Annotated in this window: 42 protein-coding genes; 1 reads left to right on the top strand and 41 read right to left on the bottom strand. The window is 54.7% G+C overall.

The window, feature by feature from the left end; all coding sequences use genetic code 11:
* Positions 1–5 precede the first annotated feature (5 nt).
* Positions 6–1,514 carry a phytoene desaturase family protein gene (locus tag A9Q02_RS02535; protein ID WP_097650795.1) on the top strand — a complete coding sequence of 503 codons (1,509 nt, stop codon included), beginning with the start codon at positions 6–8 and terminating at the stop codon, positions 1,512–1,514.
* An 817-nt stretch (positions 1,515–2,331) separates the two neighbouring features.
* On the opposite strand, the gene fabD is transcribed toward A9Q02_RS02535, so the two are convergent.
* The 41 genes from fabD to A9Q02_RS02330 form a co-directional block, all read right to left on the bottom strand.
* Positions 2,332–3,294 carry an ACP S-malonyltransferase gene (gene fabD, locus A9Q02_RS02530; RefSeq protein WP_097650794.1) on the bottom strand — a complete coding sequence of 321 codons (963 nt, stop codon included), beginning with the start codon at positions 3,292–3,294 and terminating at the stop codon, positions 2,332–2,334.
* Positions 3,295–3,439: 145 nt separating this feature from the next.
* Positions 3,440–4,444 (bottom strand): beta-ketoacyl-ACP synthase III, encoded by a 1,005-nt coding sequence (locus A9Q02_RS02525; protein ID WP_097650793.1) that lies wholly within the window; start codon positions 4,442–4,444, stop codon positions 3,440–3,442.
* A gap of 20 nt (positions 4,445–4,464) precedes the next feature.
* A complete protein-coding gene (gene rpmF / locus A9Q02_RS02520) occupies positions 4,465–4,653 on the bottom strand; it encodes a 50S ribosomal protein L32 (RefSeq protein ID WP_097650792.1) in 189 nt (62 codons plus the stop codon).
* A 12-nt stretch (positions 4,654–4,665) separates the two neighbouring features.
* Positions 4,666–5,223, bottom strand: coding sequence for a YceD family protein (locus tag A9Q02_RS02515; RefSeq protein WP_097650791.1), 558 nt, complete (start codon positions 5,221–5,223; stop codon positions 4,666–4,668).
* Positions 5,224–5,293: 70 nt separating this feature from the next.
* Positions 5,294–5,737, bottom strand: coding sequence for a hypothetical protein (locus tag A9Q02_RS02510; protein ID WP_097650790.1), 444 nt, complete (start codon positions 5,735–5,737; stop codon positions 5,294–5,296).
* Positions 5,734–6,219, bottom strand: coding sequence for a pantetheine-phosphate adenylyltransferase (gene coaD, locus A9Q02_RS02505; RefSeq protein ID WP_097650789.1), 486 nt, complete (start codon positions 6,217–6,219; stop codon positions 5,734–5,736). The genes A9Q02_RS02510 and coaD overlap by 4 nt, the downstream gene beginning before the upstream one ends.
* Before the next feature lie 45 nt (positions 6,220–6,264).
* Positions 6,265–6,876 (bottom strand): 16S rRNA (guanine(966)-N(2))-methyltransferase RsmD, encoded by a 612-nt coding sequence (gene rsmD / locus A9Q02_RS02500; protein WP_097650788.1) that lies wholly within the window; start codon positions 6,874–6,876, stop codon positions 6,265–6,267.
* A 68-nt stretch (positions 6,877–6,944) separates the two neighbouring features.
* Complete coding sequence (rpsI, locus tag A9Q02_RS02495; protein ID WP_097650787.1) at positions 6,945–7,343, bottom strand: 30S ribosomal protein S9; 399 nt, start codon at positions 7,341–7,343, stop codon at positions 6,945–6,947.
* Positions 7,344–7,357: 14 nt separating this feature from the next.
* Entirely contained in the window at positions 7,358–7,795 is a 438-nt protein-coding gene (gene rplM / locus A9Q02_RS02490) for a 50S ribosomal protein L13 (protein WP_097650786.1), read from the bottom strand.
* Positions 7,796–7,825: 30 nt separating this feature from the next.
* Positions 7,826–8,608, bottom strand: a complete 783-nt coding sequence (gene truA, locus A9Q02_RS02485; RefSeq protein ID WP_097650785.1) for a tRNA pseudouridine(38-40) synthase TruA — start codon at positions 8,606–8,608, stop codon at positions 7,826–7,828.
* Complete coding sequence (gene rplQ, locus A9Q02_RS02480) at positions 8,608–8,958, bottom strand: 50S ribosomal protein L17 (RefSeq protein ID WP_097650784.1); 351 nt, start codon at positions 8,956–8,958, stop codon at positions 8,608–8,610. Before rplQ ends, truA begins: the two co-directional genes overlap by 1 nt.
* A 55-nt stretch (positions 8,959–9,013) precedes the next feature.
* Positions 9,014–9,967, bottom strand: coding sequence for a DNA-directed RNA polymerase subunit alpha (locus A9Q02_RS02475; protein WP_097650783.1), 954 nt, complete (start codon positions 9,965–9,967; stop codon positions 9,014–9,016).
* A 181-nt stretch (positions 9,968–10,148) separates the two neighbouring features.
* Positions 10,149–10,769 (bottom strand): 30S ribosomal protein S4, encoded by a 621-nt coding sequence (gene rpsD, locus A9Q02_RS02470; protein ID WP_097650782.1) that lies wholly within the window; start codon positions 10,767–10,769, stop codon positions 10,149–10,151.
* Between the two features lie 175 nt (positions 10,770–10,944).
* Positions 10,945–11,358 carry a 30S ribosomal protein S11 gene (gene rpsK, locus A9Q02_RS02465; RefSeq protein ID WP_097650781.1) on the bottom strand — a complete coding sequence of 138 codons (414 nt, stop codon included), beginning with the start codon at positions 11,356–11,358 and terminating at the stop codon, positions 10,945–10,947.
* A gap of 110 nt (positions 11,359–11,468) precedes the next feature.
* Complete coding sequence (gene rpsM / locus A9Q02_RS02460) at positions 11,469–11,849, bottom strand: 30S ribosomal protein S13 (protein ID WP_097650780.1); 381 nt, start codon at positions 11,847–11,849, stop codon at positions 11,469–11,471.
* Positions 11,850–11,979: 130 nt separating this feature from the next.
* Entirely contained in the window at positions 11,980–12,096 is a 117-nt protein-coding gene (gene rpmJ, locus A9Q02_RS02455) for a 50S ribosomal protein L36 (RefSeq protein WP_012258254.1), read from the bottom strand.
* A gap of 96 nt (positions 12,097–12,192) precedes the next feature.
* The gene (gene infA / locus A9Q02_RS02450; RefSeq protein WP_044199231.1) at positions 12,193–12,414 is read right to left on the bottom strand and encodes a translation initiation factor IF-1; all 222 of its coding nucleotides are present in this window, start codon (positions 12,412–12,414) and stop codon (positions 12,193–12,195) included.
* A gap of 1 nt (position 12,415) precedes the next feature.
* Entirely contained in the window at positions 12,416–13,096 is a 681-nt protein-coding gene (locus A9Q02_RS02445; protein ID WP_097650779.1) for an adenylate kinase, read from the bottom strand.
* A gap of 204 nt (positions 13,097–13,300) precedes the next feature.
* Entirely contained in the window at positions 13,301–14,653 is a 1,353-nt protein-coding gene (secY, locus tag A9Q02_RS02440) for a preprotein translocase subunit SecY (protein ID WP_097650778.1), read from the bottom strand.
* 28 nt (positions 14,654–14,681) lie between these two features.
* On the bottom strand, positions 14,682–15,221 hold the full coding sequence (gene rplO, locus A9Q02_RS02435; protein WP_097650777.1) for a 50S ribosomal protein L15: 540 nt from the start codon (positions 15,219–15,221) through the stop codon (positions 14,682–14,684).
* On the bottom strand, positions 15,218–15,415 hold the full coding sequence (gene rpmD / locus A9Q02_RS02430; protein ID WP_097650776.1) for a 50S ribosomal protein L30: 198 nt from the start codon (positions 15,413–15,415) through the stop codon (positions 15,218–15,220). The genes rplO and rpmD overlap by 4 nt, the downstream gene beginning before the upstream one ends.
* Entirely contained in the window at positions 15,412–15,966 is a 555-nt protein-coding gene (rpsE, locus tag A9Q02_RS02425; protein WP_097650861.1) for a 30S ribosomal protein S5, read from the bottom strand. The genes rpmD and rpsE overlap by 4 nt, the downstream gene beginning before the upstream one ends.
* A gap of 32 nt (positions 15,967–15,998) precedes the next feature.
* Positions 15,999–16,358 (bottom strand): 50S ribosomal protein L18, encoded by a 360-nt coding sequence (gene rplR / locus A9Q02_RS02420; protein ID WP_097650775.1) that lies wholly within the window; start codon positions 16,356–16,358, stop codon positions 15,999–16,001.
* An 18-nt stretch (positions 16,359–16,376) separates the two neighbouring features.
* On the bottom strand, positions 16,377–16,940 hold the full coding sequence (gene rplF / locus A9Q02_RS02415; protein ID WP_097650774.1) for a 50S ribosomal protein L6: 564 nt from the start codon (positions 16,938–16,940) through the stop codon (positions 16,377–16,379).
* A gap of 19 nt (positions 16,941–16,959) precedes the next feature.
* Positions 16,960–17,358, bottom strand: coding sequence for a 30S ribosomal protein S8 (gene rpsH, locus A9Q02_RS02410; protein WP_097650773.1), 399 nt, complete (start codon positions 17,356–17,358; stop codon positions 16,960–16,962).
* Positions 17,359–17,381: 23 nt separating this feature from the next.
* Positions 17,382–17,567 (bottom strand): type Z 30S ribosomal protein S14, encoded by a 186-nt coding sequence (locus tag A9Q02_RS02405; RefSeq protein ID WP_097650772.1) that lies wholly within the window; start codon positions 17,565–17,567, stop codon positions 17,382–17,384.
* 51 nt (positions 17,568–17,618) lie between these two features.
* Positions 17,619–18,161: a 50S ribosomal protein L5 gene (rplE, locus tag A9Q02_RS02400; RefSeq protein WP_097650771.1), complete on the bottom strand. Its 543-nt coding sequence runs from the start codon at positions 18,159–18,161 to the stop codon at positions 17,619–17,621.
* A gap of 62 nt (positions 18,162–18,223) precedes the next feature.
* On the bottom strand, positions 18,224–18,553 hold the full coding sequence (gene rplX / locus A9Q02_RS02395; protein ID WP_097650770.1) for a 50S ribosomal protein L24: 330 nt from the start codon (positions 18,551–18,553) through the stop codon (positions 18,224–18,226).
* 95 nt (positions 18,554–18,648) lie between these two features.
* The gene (gene rplN / locus A9Q02_RS02390) at positions 18,649–19,017 is read right to left on the bottom strand and encodes a 50S ribosomal protein L14 (RefSeq protein WP_097650769.1); all 369 of its coding nucleotides are present in this window, start codon (positions 19,015–19,017) and stop codon (positions 18,649–18,651) included.
* A 5-nt stretch (positions 19,018–19,022) separates the two neighbouring features.
* The gene (gene rpsQ / locus A9Q02_RS02385; protein ID WP_097650768.1) at positions 19,023–19,295 is read right to left on the bottom strand and encodes a 30S ribosomal protein S17; all 273 of its coding nucleotides are present in this window, start codon (positions 19,293–19,295) and stop codon (positions 19,023–19,025) included.
* 3 nt (positions 19,296–19,298) lie between these two features.
* Positions 19,299–19,499 carry a 50S ribosomal protein L29 gene (gene rpmC / locus A9Q02_RS02380; protein ID WP_097650767.1) on the bottom strand — a complete coding sequence of 67 codons (201 nt, stop codon included), beginning with the start codon at positions 19,497–19,499 and terminating at the stop codon, positions 19,299–19,301.
* Positions 19,483–19,926 (bottom strand): 50S ribosomal protein L16, encoded by a 444-nt coding sequence (gene rplP, locus A9Q02_RS02375; protein WP_097650766.1) that lies wholly within the window; start codon positions 19,924–19,926, stop codon positions 19,483–19,485. Before rplP ends, rpmC begins: the two co-directional genes overlap by 17 nt.
* On the bottom strand, positions 19,913–20,659 hold the full coding sequence (gene rpsC, locus A9Q02_RS02370; RefSeq protein ID WP_097650765.1) for a 30S ribosomal protein S3: 747 nt from the start codon (positions 20,657–20,659) through the stop codon (positions 19,913–19,915). The genes rplP and rpsC overlap by 14 nt, the downstream gene beginning before the upstream one ends.
* Positions 20,660–20,755: 96 nt before the next feature.
* Positions 20,756–21,097: a 50S ribosomal protein L22 gene (gene rplV / locus A9Q02_RS02365; protein WP_097650764.1), complete on the bottom strand. Its 342-nt coding sequence runs from the start codon at positions 21,095–21,097 to the stop codon at positions 20,756–20,758.
* 93 nt (positions 21,098–21,190) lie between these two features.
* Entirely contained in the window at positions 21,191–21,478 is a 288-nt protein-coding gene (gene rpsS / locus A9Q02_RS02360; RefSeq protein ID WP_097650763.1) for a 30S ribosomal protein S19, read from the bottom strand.
* Positions 21,479–21,498: 20 nt separating this feature from the next.
* Positions 21,499–22,335, bottom strand: coding sequence for a 50S ribosomal protein L2 (gene rplB / locus A9Q02_RS02355; protein ID WP_097650762.1), 837 nt, complete (start codon positions 22,333–22,335; stop codon positions 21,499–21,501).
* 12 nt (positions 22,336–22,347) lie between these two features.
* Complete coding sequence (gene rplW, locus A9Q02_RS02350; RefSeq protein ID WP_097650761.1) at positions 22,348–22,632, bottom strand: 50S ribosomal protein L23; 285 nt, start codon at positions 22,630–22,632, stop codon at positions 22,348–22,350.
* 2 nt (positions 22,633–22,634) lie between these two features.
* Complete coding sequence (rplD, locus tag A9Q02_RS02345) at positions 22,635–23,303, bottom strand: 50S ribosomal protein L4 (RefSeq protein WP_097650760.1); 669 nt, start codon at positions 23,301–23,303, stop codon at positions 22,635–22,637.
* 11 nt (positions 23,304–23,314) lie between these two features.
* Positions 23,315–23,944 (bottom strand): 50S ribosomal protein L3, encoded by a 630-nt coding sequence (gene rplC / locus A9Q02_RS02340; protein WP_097650759.1) that lies wholly within the window; start codon positions 23,942–23,944, stop codon positions 23,315–23,317.
* Positions 23,945–24,002: 58 nt separating this feature from the next.
* Positions 24,003–24,311: a 30S ribosomal protein S10 gene (gene rpsJ, locus A9Q02_RS02335; RefSeq protein WP_097650758.1), complete on the bottom strand. Its 309-nt coding sequence runs from the start codon at positions 24,309–24,311 to the stop codon at positions 24,003–24,005.
* A 58-nt stretch (positions 24,312–24,369) separates the two neighbouring features.
* Positions 24,370–24,446 (bottom strand): EF-Tu C-terminal domain-related protein (locus A9Q02_RS02330; protein WP_141508654.1); only part of this gene is annotated, 77 nt, incomplete at its 5' end.

Raw genomic sequence — 24,446 nt, 5'->3', positions numbered from 1 at the left:
GCTTGATGGTGCGTACATCCCTGGCAACAACAAAACCAATCATTATTGTTGGCGCAGGACTCGGTGGCCTCGCTGCAGCGATTCGCCTCGCTGCACAAGGCCACCGCGTGCTGATCCTCGAGAAGAATGCTCGCGTCGGTGGCAAGCTCAATCTCGTGACTGACGAGGGCTATACTTTTGATACAGGGCCTTCATTGCTCACGATGCCCTGGGTCATCAAAGAGCTTTTCGCTGCCGCTGGGCGCCAGGCTGATGCGTATCTGCACCTTGAACAGATCGAACCAACCTGCCGCTATCAGTGGCCCGATGGTACGTCGTTCAATGCCTGGCAACGCTTGCCTCAGTTGATCCAGGAGATCCAGCACCTCGCCCCCGCTGATGTGACCGGTTTCTTTCGCTTTCTGGCCCATACGTCACAAATCTATGATGCGGTGGCCGATAATTTTTTACTCAAACCCTTCGATGGTCTGCGTGAACTGATCACCCCTCGCCTGCTGCAGGATGGCCCGCGCATTGATGCGCTGCGAAGTGTCGATGCCGCAGTGCGTTCGTTCTTCCGTAGCCCGTATCTGCGCCAGGTCTTCAATCGCTATGCTACGTACAATGGCTCTTCGCCCTATCTCTCACCGGCAACCTTCAATGTCATTGCTTATATCGAAATGGCCGAGGGCGGTTGGTATGTGCGCGGTGGCATGTATGCCCTCGCGGTTGCCCTGCAACGCCTCGCCGAAGAACTGGGCGTCGAGATACGCTGCCATAGTCCAGTCGCCGAGATTCTCGAGCACGACGGTGCAGCAATGGGTGTCCGCCTCACCGATGGCGCGGTGCTCTGGGCACAGCAGGTCATTGTCAATGCCGATCCACGCTATGCGTATCAGGCGCTCTTGCCTGGGCAAACCCGCATAGCCCGTCAACTGGCCCGCCTCGAACCATCATGTAGTGGTTTCGTGCTTTTTCTTGGTGTCAAACGAATCTACGAACAGTTGGCGCATCATAACATTTTCTTTAGCACTGATTATCCTGGCGAGTTTGCAGCCATCTTTGAGAAAGGTGTCCCCCCTGTTGACCCGACGGTCTACGTGGCGGCCACCTGCCTCACCGATCCCGGCCACGCCCCTCCCGGCCACATGAATCTCTTTGTCCTCGTCAATGCCCCTGTCGTCAACGACCGTGTCTGTTGGCAACGCGAGGCTGAGCCATACCGCGATCTGGTGGTGCGCAAGCTGGAACGGATGGGGCTGACAAACTTGCAGGACGAGATTGTGTACGAGCAGATCTGGACACCGGCAACGATCGCAACGATCTACAATGCCGCTGGCGGCGCTATCTATGGCCTTGCCTCGAATAACCGTTTCTCGGCCTTCCTCCGCCCTCCCCTGCGCGCACGTGGCCTCCGTCACCTCTATTTTGTTGGTGGTGGTACCCATCCAGGTGGCGGCATTCCCCTGGTGCTGCTCTCTGGCCGTGCTGTGGCCGAACGCGTGCTCGCCGATCACGCCCATCCTCGCACATAAACGCTTTACAGTTACAAGAAAAACCCGTGTGCATTCTTTGTGTCTTTTGGCGCATACAAGGCGCGTAATGCCGCAAAAAAAAGTTTATTATCGTTAAGAGGCGATGAAGGTCTTGCATATTTGGCGTAAGAATGCTATGATCTGGATGAAGCCTCAAGGGAACAGCTCGAAACCAGAGTACATAAACAATCGAAAACGTGCAACAAATGCACAAGCGCTATCCTCTCGTTGTAAAGAAAAAGGTTTTTTGAGGGGGTTGCGTACGTCAGGGGAAATATGATAGGCACCGGGTGTTATCATAGGGAGACTGACAGACAAGCGCTGGATCGCTGACTGAGTGATCAGATGCTCTGCGCGTGCAATGGTTGCCTCTCGTGGCAAAGCTCAAGCCGTGTGGTACAGAAACTAAACCCACGCATAGATATGAGCCATACCCGCAAGCAAAAGCTAGCCAGTAGGAATGTTTGTCGTTCCTGCAAATGGTGGAGCAGCCTAGGGTCTGCTAGAGATAAGTAGATAAGTTTACGCTACTCAAAGGGTCGATCACATACCCTTGAGGCATCAAATAAGGTTGGATTTGCACGTCGGCAATCAGAAGGGAACTGAACGAAGGGTGTATTTCTAGGGGAACTTGTACGTATGACGGAAGCTCGGTAAACTGAACGTACATGGGAGTCTCTCGGATCTTGCACGCACGTTGGAACTTTTGGTATCGGTTGTTACGTGAAATACAAAGCTTGTTCATTCAGTGCAAAGCCGGAGGAAGTTCCTCCGGCTTTTGCCGTCACACGTCCATAACAAGAAGGACGCTGCACTTTCACTCCGCCTCGCGGTCAAGCACAAAGGCACGGACATCATCACTCGTGCTGAGGTTGATCAAACGGGTGTTGGGAGCGATCCGCCGGACAAGCCCGGTAAGCGCTTTGCCCGGGCCCAACTCAAGAAAGGCTGAGACACCATCCTGCACCATGCGCTGTACCGACGCAATCCAGCGTACCGGGGCCACCACCTGAGCAACGGCTTCGTAACGCACCTCGTCCGCCTTGAGCAGCGGCTCAGCCGTAACATTGGCAATCAACGGGATATGCAGATCACGTACGCCCACCGAACGAATTGCCCGTGCCATGCCATCAGCGGCATGACGCATCAAGGGCGAATGAAAGGCGGCACTGACCCGCAGCGGCAATACGCGCTTGGCCCCACGAATCTTTGCCAGGATCGAGGCCTGCTCAACGGCCAGGGTGCTGCCACTGATCACCAACTGGTCAGGCGCATTATAGTTGGCAACCACAATCGTGCGTACCGGTTCAGGATGATCGGCAAGCGACGCACTCACTTCCCGGCAAACCTGGTCGAGATCGTCTTCGGGTAACCCGATTACAGCAGCCATACTCCCATCACGGGCCTGGGCCATCAGTTCGCCGCGCTGCCGCACCAGCCGCACTGCATCGGCAAAATCGAGCGCCCCACCTGCAACCAGGGCGGAATATTCCCCAAGACTATGCCCGGCTACAGCAGCTGGCGGCGGTAGCGACATCCCCCGAGCTTCTTCGAGCGAACGCAACACGGCCGTGCTCATCGTGAGCAGGGCCGGCTGTGCATTCTCGGTCGCCATTAAGACATGCTCAGGACCTTCGAAACAGAGACGACTCAATGCGAACCCAAGCACATCATCAGCCTCATCAAAGACGGCCCGCGCCGCAGGCGATTGATCATAGAGATCCCGTCCCATTCCCACTATTTGTGAGCCCTGCCCTGGAAAAATCCATGCCTGTGTCATAGAGATGCCACTGCACCTTTCATAGGTTTTGGTGACCCGCACACAAAAACGCAAAGGTTCAGAACGTGGGCGTAAGCGCACTGGACTGACAACTTTGCGTCGTTGCGTTTCGGATCGTCAAACAATGCCTGCGAATAATCCCGCCTCAACCACGGTGTGTCGGGCTACCCCAGCGTATCACAGCCGACCCCCATGTTAACCCGCCGCCAAAAGCAGTCAGCAACACGAGATCACCTGGAACAATGCGCCCCTGCTGGGCCGCCTCACTGAGTGCAATCGGGACAGAAGCAGCTGACGTATTGCCATAACGATCCAGATTGACAAAACAGCGTTCCATTGGCAAGCCCAACCGTTTTGCCACCGCTTCAATAATGCGTACATTGGCCTGATGTGGCACCACCAGGGCGATCTCATCGAGCGTGATACCAGCATCGGCAAGAGCCCGCTCTGACGATTCACACATACCACGGACAGCGTGCTTGAAGATTTCGCGCCCGTTCATATAGACATACTGGCGCCCCTCTGCCAGCAGTTCGGGGGTCGCGGGCAGCAGCGTCCCACCAGCATCCACGGCCATCATGGTTTCGCCATCACCCCACGACCCTACGTTTGAGGCAAGCAACCCCAGGGGTTGCTCAGTCGCCTGTAGCACCACAGCCCCGGCCCCATCACCAAACAGGACACTCGTATTACGATCCTGCCAGTTGATCAGGTGGGTGAAAATATCGGCCCCGATAAGCAAGAGCGTCCGGCTCATCCCACTCTGCACGAGGCTGGAACCAACACTCAAGCCATACACAAACCCACTACACGCGGCAGCAAGATCAAACGCCCCGGCCCGAGGAATCTCAAGCAGGCGCTGAACACTACACGCAGTAGCGGGAAAAGGACGATCAGGCGTACACGTCGCGACAATAACCGTATCAACGTCCGCAGGTAACACACCGGCTTGCGCCAGGGCATGACGACCAGCGGCCGCAGCTAACATTGAAGTCGGTTCATCAGCACTGGCAACATAGCGCTGAGCAATCCCCGTCCTGCTCTGAATCCACTCATCAGAAGTTTCCATCTGCCGAGCAAGCTCAGCATTGGTCACAACACGACGCGGGACGGCCAGGCCCCAGCCAGTAATTGCCGCATAACGTGGCATAGTGAGTGTCACCAGTCAGCCTATTCTGGCTGGGGCATCACCACAACCTGACGGCCTTTGTAGGTACCACAGGCTTTGCAGGTGTAGTGAGCGCGCATTGGCTTGCCACAATTCGGACATGTCACCATCACTGGTGGCGTCAGGGCCAGATGCTGGCGACGATTGCCACGACGATGGCGCGACACTTTTCGTTTTGGAACTGCACCCATCTCTCTACTCTCCTATTTATTCTTACGATTATGGCGTTCAGCCCAGGCCTTCAAAGCCTCAAGCGAAACTTCAGTCTCTTCACCCTCACCCGCAGCAACTTCGGTATCAGTTTCAAGCCCATCAGACTGCACCGTATACTGGATAGGTCGATCGCGATAGGCTGGACTGACCGGATTGAGCGGCAGCGCAAGCAAGGTATACTCACGGAGCGCTTCGCCGATATCGGCCATATGCAACTCATTGAGAAAGAACGGATCTTCTTCAATCGGTGGCGGCAAGCCCCCCCCGGAGAAGACATCTACCACCGAATGGAATTGATCGGCAAATTCAACCGTGATCGGGTATTCAAACTCTTCCAGTGAACGAACACACAGAAGCTGAACAACCCCCTCGGTATGCACCTTCGCCCACACACCTGTCGCCGTGCGGGTAAAACGAACGGTGCCACTGATATCACGCAAGGTCAACTGCTCATCAAGCGCCAAGGCTGCTTCGGTAAAAGTATAATCCCGACGCGATCCCATCTCTTCACGGAGCAGTTGCGCAACATTAAATTTCAGGTCAGTCATGGCAACACAAGCGCAGCAATGCAACAGAGCGCTACAAACACTGCATTATAGGCGAGAGAAGGCTTGCCTGTCAAGCTTCGTGATCCGCATCGGTTTGTCGCGTGCCAAGAGTCGAGAGGCCATTGCGCACACTTGTCACCAGACGCGTCAGGCGTTCATCAAGTTCTTCGAGCACCTGGCGGGCATAGTCATCAGCCCCGGCACGCACCAGCGAGGCTTCATACTCGGCTGCCTCAAGCAACCGGCTCCGCTCACTCTCCACTGCCTCGAGCAGACCGCGCTCTTCAAGCACTTGTTGCACGCGCATCTGCGCCTCGGCAATCAGGCGTTCCTGTTCTTGCACAATCCGGCGCGCCCGCTTCTGTTCCTCAGGAATCGCCACACGCATACGATCAATGATATCGAGAATACGCTCTTCATCAACCAGGAGCCGTGTGCTAAACGGTACCCGGCGACCTTCGGCGAGGGCATCCTCTAGCTCGTCGATTAAATCATCAAGCTCGATGGCTGTCACCCCCTTTGTGCAAACTTCTGCCGCAACACGGGAATAATATGTGGCGGGACAAACTCGACCGGGTCTCGCCCGAGTCCAGCGATTTCACGAACCGCACTCGAGCTAATATGGGCAAACTGACGACTAGCCATCAAAACCACCACTTCGATCTCTGCATCAAGTGTCTGGTTCAATTGCGCCATATTATATTCAACCTCGAAGTCACTGACTGTCCGCAACCCGCGCACCAGCGCAATCGCCCCGATCGAACGAGCAAAATCAACGGTCAATCCGGTGTAAGAGGTCGCCTCAACCTGCGGCAGATCGGTCAGCGATGCGCGCAAGAGGGCCAGGCGCTCTTCGGTTGAAAAGAGCAGGTTCTTCTTAGGCTGATCAAAGACCGCCATCACAACGCGGTCAAAGATACGGCACGTACGCTCAGCAATCTCAAGATGGGCATACGTGACCGGATCAAAGCTACCGGGATAGACTGCAATACGCATGACAGGCCTGACTCTCCTTCGCGACGCGACCCCACTGATGCGTAACTATGAGACCGTGGGACACGCGGCCTCTTCGGTTGTCAACTCTTCAGCCTGTGCTTCCTCTTCACCATACCCATAGATGGAAAAGCAAGAATCACCGAGGCGACGAAATTTGATCCGTGTCACGTCGGCATATTGTTCGGCCAGTTCCACCCGTGGCGAATGCCCAACAATCAGCAGCATCTCAGGACGGCCAAAGGCCCCTGTCGCAATTGTCGCGATGGTCTGCTCGATCATCGGGTCAGCATAGGGTGGATCCATCACGATATAGTCATAGGCTGCACTGCCACGATGGGCCTGAAGAAACCGTTCGACTGGCATATGATGCACGCGGGCAAACGCATCAAGCCGGGTATGAACAAGGTTACTCCGAATAATCGAACAGACATGAGGATTCTGTTCGACGAAGTCAGCGAAACTTGCCCCACGCGAGAGGAGCTCGATCCCGAGCGATCCGGTCCCAGCATACAGGTCAAGGACCCGTCCACGCATCGGACGATACCCTTCAAGCACCGAAAAAAGCGACTCTTTGACCCGGTCAAGCATCGGGCGCGTACCCATACCTTTCGGGGCTTTGAGTTTATGGCCTTTGGCGCGACCTGTGATTACTCGCATCAGGTTCCTCGTCTGGTACTGGCAAACAAGAGCACTGTGCGCTCTTATTTGCCAGCACAGGAACATTGCTACCGCTTGGTATACTGCGGAGCCTTACGGGCACGCTTGAGACCAGGTTTCTTGCGCTCTTTCACACGCGGATCGCGCGTCAGGAAGCCTGCTTTTTTCAACACCGGGCGCAATTCAGGATCATGATCAAGCAAAGCCCGGGCAATCCCGTGGCGCATTGCGCCAGCCTGGCTGTGGACACCACCACCATGAACCTTCACCAGAACATTGAAACTCGACAGCATCTCAGTCAATTGCAGTGGCGAACGAATCTCGTGCTGCAACAGATCACGAGGGCCAAAATAGTCTTCGGGTGTCTTATTATTGACTACGATCTCCCCATTCCCAGGGAAGAGGCGCACACGCGCCACCGACGTCTTACGTCGTCCGGTTCCTTGATAGTAGCGTTTAGCCTCCATAGGGCGAGCTCTCCTTAGCTATAACGGGGCGTCCAGATCTTGGGTTGCTGAGCGGTATGCGGATGGTTCGGGCCAGCATAGATACGCAACTTGCCAAGCAGGCGACGACCCAGACGATTTTTCGGCAGCATACCCTTCACAGCGGTACGCAAAATACGATCCGGATGCTTGGCCAGCATCATCCGGTAGGGGGTGGCTTTCAGCCCCCCAGGATAGCCGGTATGACGATAATAGATCTTCTGGTCGGCCTTACGGCCCATGATTTTGATCTTTTCGCAGTTGACAACCACGACAAAATCCCCACCGTCATTGGAGGGTGTATAGGTTGGCTTATGCTTGCCACGCAACAACGTCGCAATCTGCGTTGCGAAACGCCCCAGCACCTGGTCGGTCGCATCAACGACATACCAATCGCGCTGGATTTCAGAGGCTTTCTGATGATATGTTTTCACTGTTTCCAATCCTTATTGCTCGTGAGAGGCTCACGCCTGTCTACTCTCCCAGCGCACCAAGCCCGGCGGATAGTGTACCGCCATCAAGGTGAGCCCGTGGGCCGCAGCGGTTGGCCCTGCCGCTTTACGTTCGCCGCCTTCGAGCACCTGCTGAAACGCACTCACCGTCATTCGTCCCCGCCCCACCAACAGCACTGTACCGACGATCACCCGCACCATGTGCTGTAAAAACGCGTTTGCGGCTACATCAAGCGCAATCAAACGGCCGCCCAGCAATTCGATCTCGGTCAATTTGGCACAATGCATCGTGCGAACCGTACGTTTCTGGTCAGGTGACTGAACGGTAAAGGCCGCAAAATCGTGCGTCCCTTCCAGAATCTGCAGCGCCTCGGCCATGTGCGCCAGATCAAGACGTCCTTCCACATGCAACACCATATGACGCAAGGCGGGCAGAGGCACCATATTCGCATCAATCAGATAACGATAGTCGCGCCTGATTGCGCTATGACGAGCATGAAAATCAGGCGTAACCTCACAAGCATCCTGTACCCGCAGATCCTCGGGCAACCTGGCATTCAAACCACGGACAATCGTCAAGGGAGGATGACGGGTCGTGCTACGGATACTTGCCACCTGACCATAGGCATGGACACCAGCATCAGTGCGGCCTGAAAGAGTTATCCGTTTCTGTTCCTGAGTCAGGGCCTCCCAGGCCTCTTCCAGGGCACCCTGTACCGAGCGGCCCTGATTTTGCCACTGCGAGCCAATAAAGTCAGTGCCATCATAGGCGAGCAGTAGCGCAATATTTCGCATCAGATCAACTCGATAACGGCCATCAGTGCCCCATCACCAAGGCGAGGGCCGAGCTTGGTAATGCGGGTATAGCCCCCATTACGATCCGCATAGTCGAGAGGCGCAAAGGTAAAGAGCTTACGCATGGCATCTTTGCTTGACAACTTCGACAGGGCCATCCGCCGCGTATGAGGGGTATCCTCACGGGCCAGCGTAATCAATTTTTCCATCTCGGGCTGAACTGCCTTCGCCTTAGCGAGGGTGGTTGTAATCTTGCGATGCTCGATCAGTGCAATCATTAAATTGCGATAGAGCGCCTTACGGTGCTCATACGAACGGCCGAGCAACTTACCAGCGTGTCGGTGTCGCATACTTATATCCTCACCAGTGCAATCAGCAACCTTGCGGCCACTCATTGCCCTGCACTTACACTCCATCCAGGGCTATCGTCAGCCGTGGAATATACCCACGTTCGATCAAGCGATCGCGAATCTCTTCCATTGATTTCTGGCCGAGATTTCGTACCGAAAGCAGCGCTTTTTCATCCATTTGCAGAACCTGGCCAACCCGTGTAATTTCGGCACGTTTCAGACAATTATAGGTGCGGGTCGAAAGATCCAGTTCCTCAATGGTTTTATCATACACATCCGCCGGAATAGTGAGCCCACTCGGTGCCAACTGAGGCTCAGGTTCAGCCCCCAGCCGATTAAAATCAGCTACGGTCTGGCTATACTGCACTAGGACGCGGGCCGCATAGCTTAAGGCATCACCAGGTTTGATCGTCCCATCGGTCCAAACTTCAAGCAGCAGACGATCAAAGTCGGTTGCCTGCCCGATACGAGTATTCTCTACCGTATAGATGACTCGTGGCACAGGCGTAAAGATCGCATCAACAGGTATTTCACCAAGCGGTACAATCTCACGCTGATCAGCAGCAAGATAGCCACGCCCGTGTTCCACCGTCATCTCAACCTCAAAGCGAGCATCATCTGTTTCAAGCGTGCAGAGATAGTGATCAGGGTTGATCACCTCCACATTTTCAGGAATAATCAAATCGCCAGCGGTCACATATCCCGCACCATGGCGACTCAACTGAAGCTTGACCGGCTGATGCCCATGGACACGGAGACGCACCCCTTTGACATTCAAGACAAACTCGGTCACATCTTCTGTGACACCCTCAAGCCGTGCAAACTCTTGAAACACGCCTGCAAGCTTAATTCTGGTGATCGCATATCCTGGGATAGACGAGAGCAAGACTCGTCGCAATGCATTGCCGAGCGTATGACCATAGCCTGGGTCAAGGGGCTCGATTCGAAACTGCCCGTAGTTCTCGGCCGTCTGCACAACCTCGATCTTGGGCATGGCGATGTCAAGCACGTCACGCCTCCTTTATAGCAGTCGCAGACAGAAGCCAGGGTTGACACGGCTTACCAGCATTAGGCACAACCAGAAGATCACCGCAACAGCAAGCGACACTTCGCTCTCTGAACACGCATAACCATCCTGGCTTAAGGCACCCACAGCTACCGTCTCGCCAGCCGACATCCATCGCGCTGGTCTAGCGGCTGTAGAACTCAACGATCAACTGCTCATTAATGCCAGCCTCTGCATCTTCACGGCGGGGTAACGAAACAATCGTTCCCGTCATTTCAGGAGCATCAAGGCGGAGCCATTCAGGAGCCCGATACTTATTCAGTTCACCACTATCAACCAGATTCTTAAAATAGGTTCGACGGCGACTCTCGGGGCGAATCGAAATCGTTTGCCCAATCTTGACCGTATACGAGGGAATATTCGTCTTCCGGCCATCAACCATAATATGCCCGTGGGCGACAAGCTGGCGGGCCTGAGCACGCGTCGTGGCCAAGCCAAGGCGATAGACCACATTATCAAGACGACGCTCGAGCAAACTGAGCAGGTACTCACCTGTCACGCCACTGCGCCGCGAAGCCTGTTCAAACGTGCGGCGGAACTGTCGTTCTAGCACGCCATAAATATATTTTGCCTTTTGCTTTTCAAGCAACTGCAACCCATAGTCAGAGACCTGACGGCGGCGAGCCGACGGGCCGTGTTGCCCAGGGGGAAAGGGGCGCTTATTCAGAATGCGCTGACCTTTTTCGGTAATACCAATGCCAAGTCGTCGGCTAACCTTGCCGACCGGTCCATGATAACGCGCCATACCTGCTTACAACCTCCATAGACAGAGACAGCCAAACGCTGCCCCAAAAACAGCAACTATTCCTACCAGTGCGACGAGAAGGGCGCTTTCTGTCAGCGCGGGGGGCGCCAGGGCCAATAACCCTGCGGTACCGTCCGCACAACATCTCGCCGGATCACACCAATGTCCACGATCACTACACACGCCGCCGCTTGGGTGGACGGCACCCATTGTGCGGAATCGGCGTCACATCAGTAATCGATGAGACCTGCAAACCAGCCGATTGGAGCGACCGGATTGCTGCTTCACGCCCAGAGCCTGGACCTTTGACGAAGACCTCAAGTGAACGCATCCCGTTTTCCATCGCCTTGCGGGCTGCAGTATCGGCGGTCACCTGGGCCGCATAGGGGGTACTCTTGCGTGAACCCTTGAAGCCTGACTGCCCGGCGCTCGCCCAGCAAATCACTGCACCCTGTGGATCAGTGATCGTAACAATCGTATTATTAAAAGTGCTCAGCACATGTGCCTGACCACGGGGCACATTTTTGCGTTCACGACGCTTGCCGCGCTGCCGACTTGCTGCTCCACTCTTCTGTCCCTTTGGGGGCATGTTCGCTCTCCTTACCTAACTGACTGACTACCTTGAGCTTTTTCAACACACACGAACACAGGCCAGGTGCATTGCACCAACCTGTGCCCACAAAAGTTGTCGGATCGCGCTTACTTCTTGACCTTCTTCTTGATCCCAATGGCCTGGCCCTTACGACCACGGCGCGTACGTGCATTGGTACGGGTACGCTGACCGCGCAAAGGCATCCCACGGCGATGACGGAGGCCACGATAGCAGCCGATATCCATCAAACGCTTGATATTGAGTTGCACCTCACGGCGCAGGTCACCCTCGACGCGATACTCACGATCAACCACTTCACGGATACGACCGACTTCCTCTTCGGTTAGATCGCGTACCCGCGCATCAGGATTGACATTTGCTTTACGCAAAACATCGGCACCATTCGAGCGCCCGATCCCAAAGATATAGGTAATCGAGATACCAACCTTCTTGTTGCGGGGGATATCAACCCCGGCGATTCGTGCCATGAACTTTTCGTCCTCCTGGAACCTTACCCGGCTTCTAGTCAAGCACGGATACGAGAAACCACGTGTTATCCTCGTGTACGAAGCCGTGGCTGGCCTGGATCAACCAGCCCGATCCTTCCATGGGTGTACCTTAGCCCTGACGCTGTTTATGCTTGGGCGTACGTGAGCAGATCACACGGATCACACCCTTACGCTTGATGACCTTGCAATATTCACAGCGAGGCTTTACTGAAGCGCGCACTTTCACAACAGCCTCCTTGTTCGCATCTCTCCCGAGCGATTTTTCCACGTCGATATGGGTTCCGGCAGTCGATCTCCCGAAAACCATACCATCGCTCGCACCTTATTTATAACGATATGTAATACGTCCACGGGTCAGATCATAGGGTGAAAGCTCAACAAGCACCCGATCGCCCTTCAAAATACGTATATAGTTCATGCGCATTTTGCCCGAAATATGGGCAAGCACCTCATGTCCATTCTCAAGCTCTACACGGAACATCGCATTGGGCAGCGGCTCCGTAATAGTGCCCTCCATTTCGATCACATCCTTCTTTTTCGACATATCACTCCTCTGGCTGAGGCGAGGTGACCAGATACTGGCTCAAAGCCTTCAGCATTTCTTCATTTACCCAGGTAATTTCACGTTGTCCATCAATTTCGTGCAAAATACCCTGGCGCTGATAATACTCAATCAAAGGCATCGTCTGTTCAAAATAGACATCAAGACGATGCTGCGCCGTCTCCATCGAGTCATCGCTCCGCTGATAGAGTTTGCCACCACAGGCATCACAAATTCCCGGCCGATGGGACGGGAAGTAATAGATATTATACGTAGCCCCACAGGTTTTGCAAGTCTGACGACCAGCTATCCGTCGGAGGAGCACCTCATTAGGCACACTAAGATAAAGTACAGCATCTATTTTGCCATCGTGGGCGGCGAGCGACTCACCGAGGGCCACAGCCTGTTCGCGCGTACGAGGAAAGCCATCAAAGATGACCCCGGCCAGACAATCAGGAGCCTGAATACGCTCAAGGATCATATTAATGACCACCTCATCAGGAACCAACTCGCCGCGATCCATATATGATTTGGCAAGCATGCCGAGCTCGGTACCTTCACGCAGGGCCGCCCGAAAGAGATCACCACTGGCAACATGAGATAATGAGGTACGTTCCGCGAGCGTTTTTGCCTGTGTTCCTTTCCCAGCTCCTGGAGGCCCTAGCAAGATTACGTTGGTAGTCATAACAGCTCTCTTTTCGCTCAGTAGATTGCAACACCCATCGGCGCAACCCATACGGTTGATGTTCAGCCTGAGAAGGCTACGTTGCAGGTCGATCTCAGGGCACCATTGCCAGACATCAGGCCTGATACTCCCATATTGTAAGCTGCTCCGATACAATGAGGTGCAGAAGGTGGCGGCGAACATGGCCCGCGCCACCGTCCACATCTACCGGCTCAAGAAACCCTCATAGTCACGCATTATCAACTGCGATTCGAGCTGGCGCATTGTATCCACAGCCACACCCACGACAATGAGAAGTGCTGTACTGCCCAGACCGAGTTGTAGCCCGGTCACCGACTGTGTAATAAAAGGCAAGACAGCAATCAAACCAAGGAAGAGTGCGCCGGCAAGCGTGATCCGGTTCAACACCCGCTTGAGATAGATCTCGGTATTTTTTCCTGGGCGAATACCCGGAATGAAACCCCCGTTGCGCTGCAGATTATCTGGAATATCCTGCTGTTGAAAAAGCACCATCGTATAAAAGTAGGTAAAACCCACTGTCAGCAGGAAAAGCAACGAAATATAGACAAAGCCACCACCCACCCCTGTCGGGTTAAAGGTGTTATAAAAGAAGCCTGCAATGGCGTTGCCAATGCCAGGTTCACCTTCACGGTAGAACCAGGAAGCAACGATCCCAGGGAAGATAATAATGCTCTGGGCAAAGATAAGCGGGATCATCCCAGCCATATTGACCTTCAGCGGAATATGGCTACTCTGCCCACCGTAGACCTTATTGCCACGGACGCGTTTCGCATACTGGACAGGCAGGCGGCGTTGACCCTCCTGGATCAACACAATGCCCACAATCGTCAGCAACCCGATCACTAGGAACCCAATCAGCCCCAGGATCGTCCCCACATCACCAGTGGAGCTAATCTGCCAACCCTGCACCAAGAGGCCTGGCAAACCAGAGACAATGCCACCGAAGATAATCACCGAAATGCCCTGCCCGATACCACGCTCATTAATCTGCTCACCGAGCCAGACCAGCAACATTGTTCCTGCGACCATCGAAACCAGGATCGTAAAGGTAGGAAAAAAGTTATTGACCAGATCAAAGGGCGAGCGAAAGAGCGACTGAAAAGGATCACCAGTCGGATTAATCGTTCGTTCGAGGGTCAGGGTCTGACCATAGGCCTGCAAAAACGCGAGTGGAATGGTCAAAATAACCTGATACCGGGTCAAACGCTGGCGACCCTGCTCACCCTCTTTTTGTAACTCCTGAAGCGCAGGAATGAGCGGTTGGAGCAACTGCATGATAATCGTAGCGGTAATATAGGGATAGACTCCCATAGCCGCGACCGAGAAATTCTGCAGTGCCCCACCCGCAAAGATATTGAGCAACTGCGCCAACTGGTTCGAAGCCAGCGCATCACGCAACTGCTGGAGCGAGTCAGGATTAATATTCGGCACCGGGATATGCGCGATAAAGCGAAAGACGATCAACATTCCCAGGGTAAAGAGAACACGTCTTCGCAGATCGGGCAACTGAATGGCGCGAACAAGAGCCTGGAGCATTGGTTATGTATCCCTTAGTATGAAGAAATCAAGCCTGCTCGCGCGTGCGTTTAGACTCACGCGGCTCGGCATTGCGCATCGAGGGATTTGGCCCTCGTGAGCGCGAGTGACGTTCAACGACCCATGGCAACTCAACCACGGTGCCGCCAGCAGCTTCGATCTTTGCTTTGGCACTAGCCGAAAATTTATGTGCCTTGACCGTCAAGGGCAATGCAAGCTCACCCTGACCAAGCACCTTGACCGGAAGATTCTTCTTACGGACGACACGCTGTTCAAGCAGCGCTTCAGGCGTCACCTCAACGTCCTGGGGCCATGCCGCCAGGCGCTCGAGATTAACAATTTCGTACTCGATCCCAAAAATATTAGTAAAACCGCGACGGAAAGGCATTCGCTTGACGAGGCGATTTTGCCCACCCTCAAAGGTACGATAGGGGCCGGGGCCACGGCGGGCTTTCTGGCCCATCATACCTTTGCCGCTCGTCTTGCCTTTGCCCGAGCCATGACCGCGACCGATACGTTTGCTTTTGCGGTGTGAGCCCTCGGCGGGACGCAGATCGTGCAGCTTCATGCTGTCACCTCATCAGGTAATTCCTCAACGACCACAAGGTGCCTGACCTTAAAGATCATGCCCCGGATCGACGGATTATCGGGTTTAATCGTTGACTGGCCAAGACGCCGCAGACCAAGCGAACGAATCGTCTCTTTCTGGTCTTTAGCGTAACCAATCATACTTTTACGGTATGTGATACGCAGCTTACTCATGCCGACGTCTCCTCTTTGACTGGTGCAGACTCCCGGCGAGAACGGCGTGCGAGCAACTCTTGCGGCGTCATATCGCGGCGTCGGGCCATATCACTGAGCGAACTGAGCTCACTGAGGGCCTGGAACGCAGCCTTGACCACATTCACCGGATTATTGCTGCCATAGACTTTGGAGAGCACATCCTTGATTCCGGCGGCCTCAACAACCGGGCGAACCCCACGTCCGGCGATCACCCCGGTACCGGGGGCAGCCGGGCGGATCATCACCTTGGTTGCGGCATACTTCGTCTGCACATCATGGGGCACCGTACTCCCCACAAGTGGCACACGGATCAGATTCTTCTTGGCGGCCTCAGTTCCCTTGCGAATAGCTTCAGGAACCTCAGAGGCCTTACCCATACCGACGCCCACGTGGCCCTTGCCATCGCCCACCACCACCACGGTGCTAAAGCTAAAGCGGCGACCGCCCTTGACCACTTTGGAAACACGATTGATCTGGACAACCCGCTCTTCGAGCTCAAGGGCATCGGCGTTAATACGTTCTCGTCTCACATTGCCTCCGCACGTGTGGCCCTTGGGGGCCATTAGAAGTTCAGGCCAGCTTCACGCGCCGCCTCAGCGAGCGCCTTCACACGACCGTGATATTTATAGCCACCGCGGTCAAAGACCACCTTCGAGACCCCAGCTGCGATGGCGCGTTCGGCAACAAGCCGGCCCACCACAGCGGCCTCATCGGTCTTGGTTCCTACTTCGCCTGCCCAACCCTTTTCATTCGATGATGCAGCAGCCAAGGTCTGGCCAACGACATCATCAATCACCTGGGCATAGATATGGGCATTACTGCGAAAAACATTGAGCCGTGGGCGTTCCGGAGTACCACTGACCCGCTTTCGCAGGCGAAAGTGGCGCCGGACACGCAACTCACGGGGAGATCGCCTTGCCATACGTCTATCTTCCTTGCACTACCGTGCTTTACCAGCCTTACCAGCCTTACGACGCACCTTCTCTTCGGCATACTTCACACCCTTACCCTTATAGGGTTCAGGTGGACGGAGCGCTCGAATACGGGACGCCTCTTCCCCAACAACCTGCTTATCGATTCCTCGGACGATCAACCCGAGCGGCTCATTCGCGCTCTTACGCTCACCAACGATATACTGCACATTTGGTGGCGGCTCACGGCGCACCTGGTGTGAAAAGCCCAGGCTGAGCACCAGCGTCTGGCCCTCGAGCACCGCCCGATAGCCAACGCCATTAATCTCGAGAGCACGCTGCCAGCCATCAGTTACACCGACCACCATATTCGCGATCAGCGTACGCGTCAAACCGTGGAGCGACTTGTGCAACTTAGTATCAGAGGGCCGTTGCACTGTCAACTCACCATTTTCCTGCACAATAATCATATCGGGATGCAATTGCTGGGTGAGGGTTCCTTTCGAACCCTTCACCGTCACCAAATTCCCCTCAGCAATCTGCACGTCTACACCCTTGGGGAGGGTGACTGGTTTTTTTCCAATTCGCGACATTGTAGCCTCCCTGTAGGCTCTACCAGATATAGCAGAGCACCTCACCGCCCACGCGCTCGCGCCAGGCGTCGTGACCAGCGAGCACCCCCTTGGGTGTCGAGAGAATACTGAGACCCAGGCCACCGCGGACACGCGGAATTTCATCACGACCGGTATAGATCCGCAAACCCGGCTTACTCACCCGGCGCAGGCCAGTAATAGCCGGGCGCCGATCCGGCATATACTTCAGCGTAATCGAGATCGTATGATACGGAGTCCCCTCGATCACGGTGTAATCTTTGATAAAACCCTCATGCTTAAGAATATCCGCAATCGCAATTTTCATCTTTGATGCCGGAACATCAACGACCGTCTTGCGGGCCATACAGGCATTACGGATACGAGTCAGCATATCACCAATGGGATCGTTCACGCTCACAGCGAGCCTCCTCACAGATGCTATTACCAGCTCGACTTGACCACACCCGGAATCATGCCCTTGAGCGCATGTTCACGGAAGCAGATGCGACACATGCCGAACTTACGCATATAGCCGCGCGAGCGACCACATACCTTACAGCGGTTATACTCACGCACCTTGTATTTTTGTGGGCGTTCTGAACGAACGATCCAGGACGTCTTCGCCAAGGTATTTCCTCCTAAACCGTTGGACTGGTAAGCCTTTGCTCCTGGTCCAGACTAATCACGAAATGGCATTCCGAGGCGCTTGAGCAAGGCATAGGCCTGAGCATCATCAGGGGCAGTCGTCACAATGACTACCTCCATGCCACGGAGCTTATCAATCTTATCGTAGTCGATATCAGGGAACACGATTTGCTCACGGAGGCCGAGGCTATAGTTACCACGGCCATCAAAGGAACGGCGGCTCACCCCACGAAAATCACGAATGCGGGGCAGGGCCAGATTAACCAAACGATCATAGAAGTCATACATCCGATTCCCGCGAATCGTCACCATCACCCCAATGGGCATTCCTTCACGGAGCTTAAACGAAGCAACGGACTTACGCGCCCGGGTAATCACGGGTTTCTGAGCGGTAATGATCGTCAGATCATTCACGGCGGCATCAAGCGCCTTAGAATTTTGCACCGCCTCACCGACACCAATATTGATCACAATCTTGGTGAGCCGGGGTGCCTGCATCACTGACGTAAACTTAAATTCTTGCATCAGCGCGGGGACAACCTCTTGCTGATACTTCTCGCGCAAACGAACGGTCATACTACATCTCCAGGGGCTTGGAGGCATCGAACCACGAGACGACTCCGGCCCTGATAAACGTCCTAATCAATGGTCGCGTCACACGCCTTACAGAAACGAACCTTACGGGGCCGACCTTTATGGTCAGTCTCTTCGAGAAAGCGGTACCCAGTACGTGAAGCACGCTTGCAGCTAGGGCAAATGAGCATCACATTCGACATATCGAGGGACGCCTCAATATCAATAATGCCAGCGGGCTTACCGGGGCCACGAGCTTTGGTATGCCGTTTCACGATATTGAGACCCTCAACCACCACACGGCCCTCAGACGGAAACATCCGTTTGATCTTACCGCTGCGGCCCTTATCTTTGCCCGTGATGATCAGGACTTCATCTCCGGTCTTGACATGCATAAGACATTCTCCTGGTTAGGTGGCCCAGTTACCGTAGGAACTGCGCAGCACCTTGCCGCTTGGAGCGGCGGTACAAGACGCGGGTCACACGTCTTTCAGAGCACCTCAGGGGCCAGAGAAATAATGCGCATAAACTGTTTTTCGCGCAGTTCACGCGCCACCGGGCCAAAAATACGGGTACCGCGAGGATTATTCTCTTTCCCAATAATCACGGCCGCATTATCATCAAAGCGGATATGCGAACCATCAGGGCGCCCAAACTCTTTCGCAGTACGGATAATCACGGCCCGTACAACTTCGCCTTTTTTAACCGATCCACCGGGTGCAGCCTGTTTCACGCTAGCGACAATAACATCGCCAACGCGCCCATACTTTACCCATGAGCCACCAAGCACACGGATGCACATAATCTGCTTGGCCCCGGTATTATCGGCCACCTTCAGGCGTGACTGAGGCTGGATCATAGCAGTTACTCCTCGCCACGTTGCATAATCTCGACGACCATCCACCGTTTCGTACGACTGAGGGGTCGAGTCTCTTCAATCCGCACCAGATCGCCCACTTTACACGCATTTTCTTCATCGTGGGCATGAAACTTACTGGTTTTCCGAATAATCTTGCGATAGAGGGGATGGGGCTTAAGATAATCGACGGCCACCACCACTGTTTTTTCCATCTTATCGCTCACGACCCGGCCAATCTTCTGGACTTTGCGTGGGCCTTGCTGTACCAACTCGCTCATCGCCTACTCCTGCTCCAACTCTCGCTCACGCAAGATGGTCTTGATCCGTGCGATCTCTTTTTTGACCTGGCGCGGGCGAGCGGTATTGGTCATTCGCCCCATGACCTTCTGAAAGCGCAGATTGAACAACTCTTCAAGATTCGCCTTGAGTTGATCGCGCAATTCAGGGTCCTCGAGGCTACGCAGTTCACTCGCTCTCTTCACTGCTCACCTCCGCTTCAACTTCATCACGTGTAATAACTTTGCACTTGATCGGCAATTTCTGGGCGGCGCGGCGCATCGCCTCAAGGGCAATATCTTCGCGGACACCCGCCAATTCAAACATCACACGTCCTGGTTTGACCACAGCCACCCAGTGATCAACACTCCCCTTGCCACCACCCATACGGGTCTCGGCAGGTTTCTGGGTAACAGGCTTATCGGGAAAGATCCGAATCCAGACCTTACCGCCACGCTTCACATAACCAGTAATTGCACGGCGGGCCGCCTCAATCTGACGACTGGTAATCCAGACTGGTTCAAGCGCCATGAGGCCATAATCACCAAACGCAACGCTATTGCCACGATAGGAGAGGCCTTCGCTGCGGCCTTTTTGCATCTTGCGATATTTCGTACGCTTAGGCAGAAGCATTATCACCCCTCCTCGGACGGCGCTCACCGCGCTCACTGCGCTCACTGCGTTCGGGTTGGCTCGAGGCTGCAAGTTGTTGTTCAGCCTGAAGCTTCGCGAGTTGATCAGGAAAGACCTCACCCTTATAGATCCAGACCTTGACGCCGATGCGTCCATAGGTCGTATGGGCATGAACCTGAGCGTAATCAATATCAGCGCGCAGGGTATGGCGGGGAACCCGACCTTCACTCTCACTCTGGATACGTGACATCTCGGCACCGCCGAGGCGACCCGAGCACTTGATGCGCACACCCTGAGCACCGAGGCGCATCGCCCGCTGCACAGCCTGCTTCATCGCACGCTTATAACTGACACGCTTGCTAATCTGCTCAGCAATGCTTTCGGCAACAAGCTGGGCATCCAGTTCAGGCTGATGAATTTCTTGAATATTCAGCTTAATCTTTTTGCCTGTGCGCTGTTCAAGCGTACTCTTGAGCAGATCAACATTTGCACCACGTTTCCCAATCACAATCCCTGGTTTCGCGGTATAGACTGTCACCTCGACCTTATTAGCCGAGCGTTCAATCTCAATCCGTGAAACTCCGGCATTCGCCAACTCCTTCGCGATCAACTTGCGGAGGGCAAGGTCATCGTGAAGTTGCGCCGTATACATCTCGCCCTCGGCAAACCACTTGGACTGCCAATCTTTGATATAACCGAGGCGAAAGCCTATCGGATGCACTTTACGTCCCAACGAGGACCTCCTCACTTCTGGTACTTCGCATCAATCCGGGCCACCTACTTGTCGTGAGCCACCAGGCTAGCCGAGACGATGATCCCGGAAAGGCTCTTAGTACTCAGATCCATCATCAACGATCACTGTAATATGGGTCGTCGGCTTACGAATCTGATTTGCCATACCGCGGGCACGAGGCATAAAGCGCTTGAGCACTGGCCCCTGGTCGGCATAAATCTGTTTGATCGTGAGGGTATCGCGATCAAGATCAAAATTATGCTCAGCGTTAGCGGCAGCCGACTTAATTGTACGAGCGACCTCACGTGCCGCCTTCTGGGGCATATAATCGAGCGTTGCCAGGGCTTTATCCACAGGCATCCCACGCACGACATCCATCACCAGACGGACTTTGAGCGGCGAGATGCGCACATAACGGGTAACAGCTTTGACTTCCATCATTGTACTCGTTTGTACTCCAGGCACGGGCAGCACGAGGCACAAACCCGTCCATTGTACCACAGGAAGCCGAACGGCTTGCTGTGGCCTAGCCTACTTCATCTTACCGCGCTTATCAGCCTTCTTGCCACCGTGACCACGAAAGAGGCGGGTGGGCGCAAACTCACCAAGCTTATGGCCAACCATATTTTCGGTGACATAGACCGGCACATGGCGGCGGCCATCATGCACTGCGATCGTGTGTCCAATCATCTGCGGAAAGACGGTCGAGTCACGCGACCAGGTGCGCAACACCCGCTTTTCGTTCGCGCGGTTCATGCCCTCGATCCGCTCAAGCAGTTTAATATCTACGTACGGCCCCTTCTTGGACGAACGGGACATAACACTCCTCCATCACTACCTTAGCCACGATTTGGCTTGCGCCGACGCACAATGAAGGGATCACTGCGCTTATTATTGCGGGTTTTGACGCCACGAGCTGGCTTGCCCCATTTAGTCTTTGGCGTACTCATTCCAATTGGTGCGCGGCCCTCACCACCACCGTGGGGATGGTCACGGGGGTTCATCACCGTACCGCGGACGGTTGGGCGGCGACCGAGCCAACGCGAACGGCCAGCTTTACCAATGCGGACATTCTGGTGATCGGGGTTGCCAACCTGGCCAATCGTCGCCATACAGCGGACGTGGATCATCCGCATTTCACCTGAAGGCATCCGCAACGTGGCATAATCGCCCTCTTTTGCCATCAACTGAGCCGACGTACCGGCGCTGCGCACCAGAACCCCGCCACGGCCGATTTCGAGTTCGACATTATGGATCTGCGTACCAAGGGGAATAGCACTCAGCGGCAGCGCATTGCCCACTCGGATATCAGCACTGGGACCACTCATCACCTGATCGCCGACCTTCAAGCCAACTGGAGCGATGATATAGCGTTTTTCGCCATCGACATAGGCAATCAGGGCAATGCGAGCCGAGCGATTAGGATCGTACTCGAGTGCCTGAACCTTGCCAGGAATACCAACCTTATTGCGCTTGAAATCAATAATGCGATAAAAGCGCTTGTGTCCACCGCCACGATGGCGCACCGTAATGCGCCCCCGATTATTACGCCCAGCGCGTTTACGCAGGGGCTCGATCAAACCCGGTTCAGGTCGCTTCTTCGTCAGTTCATCAAAGGTTGAGACTGACATATTCCGGCGACCTGCCGAAGTTGGTTTATATTTGCGCACACCCATAGATCTCCTCCGTTAGCTCTCGAAGATCTCGATACGATCACCCGGAGCGAGCGTGACAATTGCTTTTTTCCAATCGCGGGTATAGCCAGACTCACGACCGCGGCGCTTCATCTTGCCACGCACCGCCATGGTATGAACTTTGAGCACGGTGACATTGAAGATGGTCTCGACCGCGTTCTTAATCTCCGGTTTCGAAGAAGCACGGAGCACCTCAAACGAATACTTGCCATACTCCATCAGGCCCGTATTCTTCTCAGTGATGAGAGGGCGCACAATAATTTCGTGCGGCGTTGGCATCGCTACTCCTCCTCGCTCACCGCCGCCGCCGCGCCGGTGCCATTACCCAGGATGCTTTCAACCACGGTCAACGCGGCTTGCGGCATCACAATATTATCGTAGTGCAGAAGATCGCGCACATTGAGATAACTGGCGAGCAGGGTTCCAACTTTGGGAAGATTGCTCGCCGAATGGCGAACAACCATATTCTGCTCACTCTTGCTATCGAGCACGATCAGGGTTTTACCCTCCAGTCCGTGTGCGTTGAGAAACGCAATCGTATCTTTGGTACGTGGGCGCTCAAAACTCAAGTCGTCAATAAAACGGATCTGAGCCGCCGCGTATTTGACCGAAAGAGCGGAGCGCACTGCAAGGCGACGCATCTTACGGGGCATATTGAGCCGATAGGAGCGCGGGTGCGGACCGTGGGCAACGCCACCACCGGTGCGATGGGGGGCACGTGCCGAACCCTGGCGCGCACGACCGGTACCCTTCTGGCGATAAAGCTTGCGGGTACTGCCTCTGACCTCACTACGTCCACGCGTACTATGTGTCCCAAGGCGAGCATTCGCTTGCTGCATCACCACGTACTGATGCATCAACGTCACATTTGGCTCAACGCCAAAGATATACGCATTGAGCTCGATCGTCCCGATCTGCTCACCTGACTGGTTATACAACTCTGCCTGCATTTTGTTCCCCCTTAGCCCTTCACTGCCTTGCGGATCTGCAACAGGCCGTTGCGGGCACCAGGGACAGAGCCCTTGACCAGGATGAGGTTTTTCTCGGGCAGCACATCAACCACTTCGAGATTCTGAACCATCACCCGTTTGCCACCCATACGACCGGCCATCTTCTGCCCCTTCCAGACCCGACCAGGGGTCGTGCCGGCACCAATCGAACCTGGGGCACGATGGCGGTCACTCTGTCCGTGGGTCTTGGGGCCACCGCGGAAGCCGTGGCGTTTGACAACACCGGCAAAACCGCGACCCTTGGAATTACCCGCAATATCAACCTTCTGACCGGGCTGGAAGAGATCAGCTTTGATAACATCGCCAGGCTTATGGTCTTGTGGGTGATCGGCACTGAATTCACGCAAAATGCGGAGCAGGACACCAGCTGGCTTCAAGTGACCCTGCTGAGGCCTGGTCAACTTACGAGCTGGGACTTCTTCAAAGCCAATCTGCACTGCATCGTAGCCATCGCGTTCAGCTACGCGTACCTGTGTCACAACGCAGGGTCCAGCGTTAATCACCGTAACAGGGACAACCTCCCCTTTTTCGGTGAAGACCTGCATCATCCCCACCTTGCGACCCAACATTCCATGAACCATACTGCTACCTCCGCAGCTTACGTCGTTGCGCAGCGGCTGCCTTTTCTTTCAGTTACAACTACAGTTTGATCTCGATATCAACACCTGCGGGCAGATTGAGTTTCATCAACGCATTAATCGTCTGCTGACTCGGATCGAGTACGTCGATTAAGCGTTTATGCGTACGAATCTCAAACTGTTCCTGCGAGTCTTTATCGATAAACGGTGATCGCATCACACTATACTTCTCGATGCGGGTTGGCAACGGCACAGGGCCGGCGACCAACGCACCAGTCCGTTCGGCAGCGTCAACAATCTGGCGTGCCGACTGATCCAGGATTTTGTGGTCGTATGCCTTGAGGCGAATACGCACCTTCTGTTTGGCCATGGTGTTCCTCTATAAAACACTACGCTAGCGAGTGTAACCTACCCAGGGTACGTACCCTTTACGCTATGATCTTGGTGACGACACCGGAGCCAACGGTACGTCCACCCTCACGGATGGCAAACCGCAGACCTTCTT

The organism is Candidatus Chloroploca asiatica (assembly GCF_002532075.1).
GTDB lineage: Bacteria > Chloroflexota > Chloroflexia > Chloroflexales > Chloroflexaceae > Chloroploca > Chloroploca asiatica.
This window is presented reverse-complemented; position numbering and strand designations above follow the sequence as displayed.

Excerpts from the sequence above, each read along its gene's own strand:
- rpsJ (WP_097650758.1), bottom strand. The coding sequence starts at position 24,311 with ATGGCCAAACAGAAGGTGCGTATTCGCCTCAAGGCATACGACCACAAA.
- rplD (WP_097650760.1), bottom strand. The coding sequence starts at position 23,303 with ATGCAGGCAGAGTTGTATAACCAGTCAGGTGAGCAGATCGGGACGATC.
- rplP (WP_097650766.1), bottom strand. The coding sequence starts at position 19,926 with ATGCTTCTGCCTAAGCGTACGAAATATCGCAAGATGCAAAAAGGCCGC.
- truA (WP_097650785.1), bottom strand. The coding sequence starts at position 8,608 with ATGCGAAATATTGCGCTACTGCTCGCCTATGATGGCACTGACTTTATT.
- rpsM (WP_097650780.1), bottom strand. The coding sequence starts at position 11,849 with ATGGCACGAATCGCCGGGGTTGATATCCCCCGCAACAAGAAGGTTGGT.
- rplR (WP_097650775.1), bottom strand. The coding sequence starts at position 16,358 with ATGGCAAGGCGATCTCCCCGTGAGTTGCGTGTCCGGCGCCACTTTCGC.
- rplF (WP_097650774.1), bottom strand. The coding sequence starts at position 16,940 with ATGTCGCGAATTGGAAAAAAACCAGTCACCCTCCCCAAGGGTGTAGAC.
- A9Q02_RS02525 (WP_097650793.1), bottom strand. The coding sequence starts at position 4,444 with ATGCCACGTTATGCGGCAATTACTGGCTGGGGCCTGGCCGTCCCGCGT.
- A9Q02_RS02445 (WP_097650779.1), bottom strand. The coding sequence starts at position 13,096 with ATGACTACCAACGTAATCTTGCTAGGGCCTCCAGGAGCTGGGAAAGGA.
- rpsQ (WP_097650768.1), bottom strand. The coding sequence starts at position 19,295 with ATGAGCGAGTTGGTACAGCAAGGCCCACGCAAAGTCCAGAAGATTGGC.
- coaD (WP_097650789.1), bottom strand. The coding sequence starts at position 6,219 with ATGCGTATTGCAGTCTATCCCGGTAGCTTTGATCCGGTCACGTATGCC.
- rplE (WP_097650771.1), bottom strand. The coding sequence starts at position 18,161 with ATGACCGTTCGTTTGCGCGAGAAGTATCAGCAAGAGGTTGTCCCCGCG.
- rplB (WP_097650762.1), bottom strand. The coding sequence starts at position 22,335 with ATGGGTGTGCGCAAATATAAACCAACTTCGGCAGGTCGCCGGAATATG.
- rpsD (WP_097650782.1), bottom strand. The coding sequence starts at position 10,769 with ATGGCGCGTTATCATGGACCGGTCGGCAAGGTTAGCCGACGACTTGGC.
- rpsK (WP_097650781.1), bottom strand. The coding sequence starts at position 11,358 with ATGCCCCCAAAGGGACAGAAGAGTGGAGCAGCAAGTCGGCAGCGCGGC.
- rplQ (WP_097650784.1), bottom strand. The coding sequence starts at position 8,958 with ATGCGACACCGACACGCTGGTAAGTTGCTCGGCCGTTCGTATGAGCAC.
- rpmF (WP_097650792.1), bottom strand. The coding sequence starts at position 4,653 with ATGGGTGCAGTTCCAAAACGAAAAGTGTCGCGCCATCGTCGTGGCAAT.
- A9Q02_RS02535 (WP_097650795.1), top strand. The coding sequence starts at position 6 with ATGGTGCGTACATCCCTGGCAACAACAAAACCAATCATTATTGTTGGC.
- rplV (WP_097650764.1), bottom strand. The coding sequence starts at position 21,097 with ATGGAAGTCAAAGCTGTTACCCGTTATGTGCGCATCTCGCCGCTCAAA.
- rplN (WP_097650769.1), bottom strand. The coding sequence starts at position 19,017 with ATGATCCAGCCTCAGTCACGCCTGAAGGTGGCCGATAATACCGGGGCC.
- A9Q02_RS02515 (WP_097650791.1), bottom strand. The coding sequence starts at position 5,223 with ATGACTGACCTGAAATTTAATGTTGCGCAACTGCTCCGTGAAGAGATG.
- rplO (WP_097650777.1), bottom strand. The coding sequence starts at position 15,221 with ATGAAGCTGCACGATCTGCGTCCCGCCGAGGGCTCACACCGCAAAAGC.
- secY (WP_097650778.1), bottom strand. The coding sequence starts at position 14,653 with ATGCTCCAGGCTCTTGTTCGCGCCATTCAGTTGCCCGATCTGCGAAGA.
- rpmD (WP_097650776.1), bottom strand. The coding sequence starts at position 15,415 with ATGAGTAAGCTGCGTATCACATACCGTAAAAGTATGATTGGTTACGCT.
- rplW (WP_097650761.1), bottom strand. The coding sequence starts at position 22,632 with ATGCCAACGCCGCACGAAATTATTGTGCGCCCTCTCATCACTGAGAAG.
- fabD (WP_097650794.1), bottom strand. The coding sequence starts at position 3,294 with ATGACACAGGCATGGATTTTTCCAGGGCAGGGCTCACAAATAGTGGGA.
- rpsS (WP_097650763.1), bottom strand. The coding sequence starts at position 21,478 with ATGTCCCGTTCGTCCAAGAAGGGGCCGTACGTAGATATTAAACTGCTT.
- rplC (WP_097650759.1), bottom strand. The coding sequence starts at position 23,944 with ATGGTTCATGGAATGTTGGGTCGCAAGGTGGGGATGATGCAGGTCTTC.
- rplX (WP_097650770.1), bottom strand. The coding sequence starts at position 18,553 with ATGCATGTCAAGACCGGAGATGAAGTCCTGATCATCACGGGCAAAGAT.
- rsmD (WP_097650788.1), bottom strand. The coding sequence starts at position 6,876 with ATGCGAGTAATCACAGGTCGCGCCAAAGGCCATAAACTCAAAGCCCCG.
- rpsI (WP_097650787.1), bottom strand. The coding sequence starts at position 7,343 with ATGGAGGCTAAACGCTACTATCAAGGAACCGGACGACGTAAGACGTCG.
- infA (WP_044199231.1), bottom strand. The coding sequence starts at position 12,414 with ATGTCGAAAAAGAAGGATGTGATCGAAATGGAGGGCACTATTACGGAG.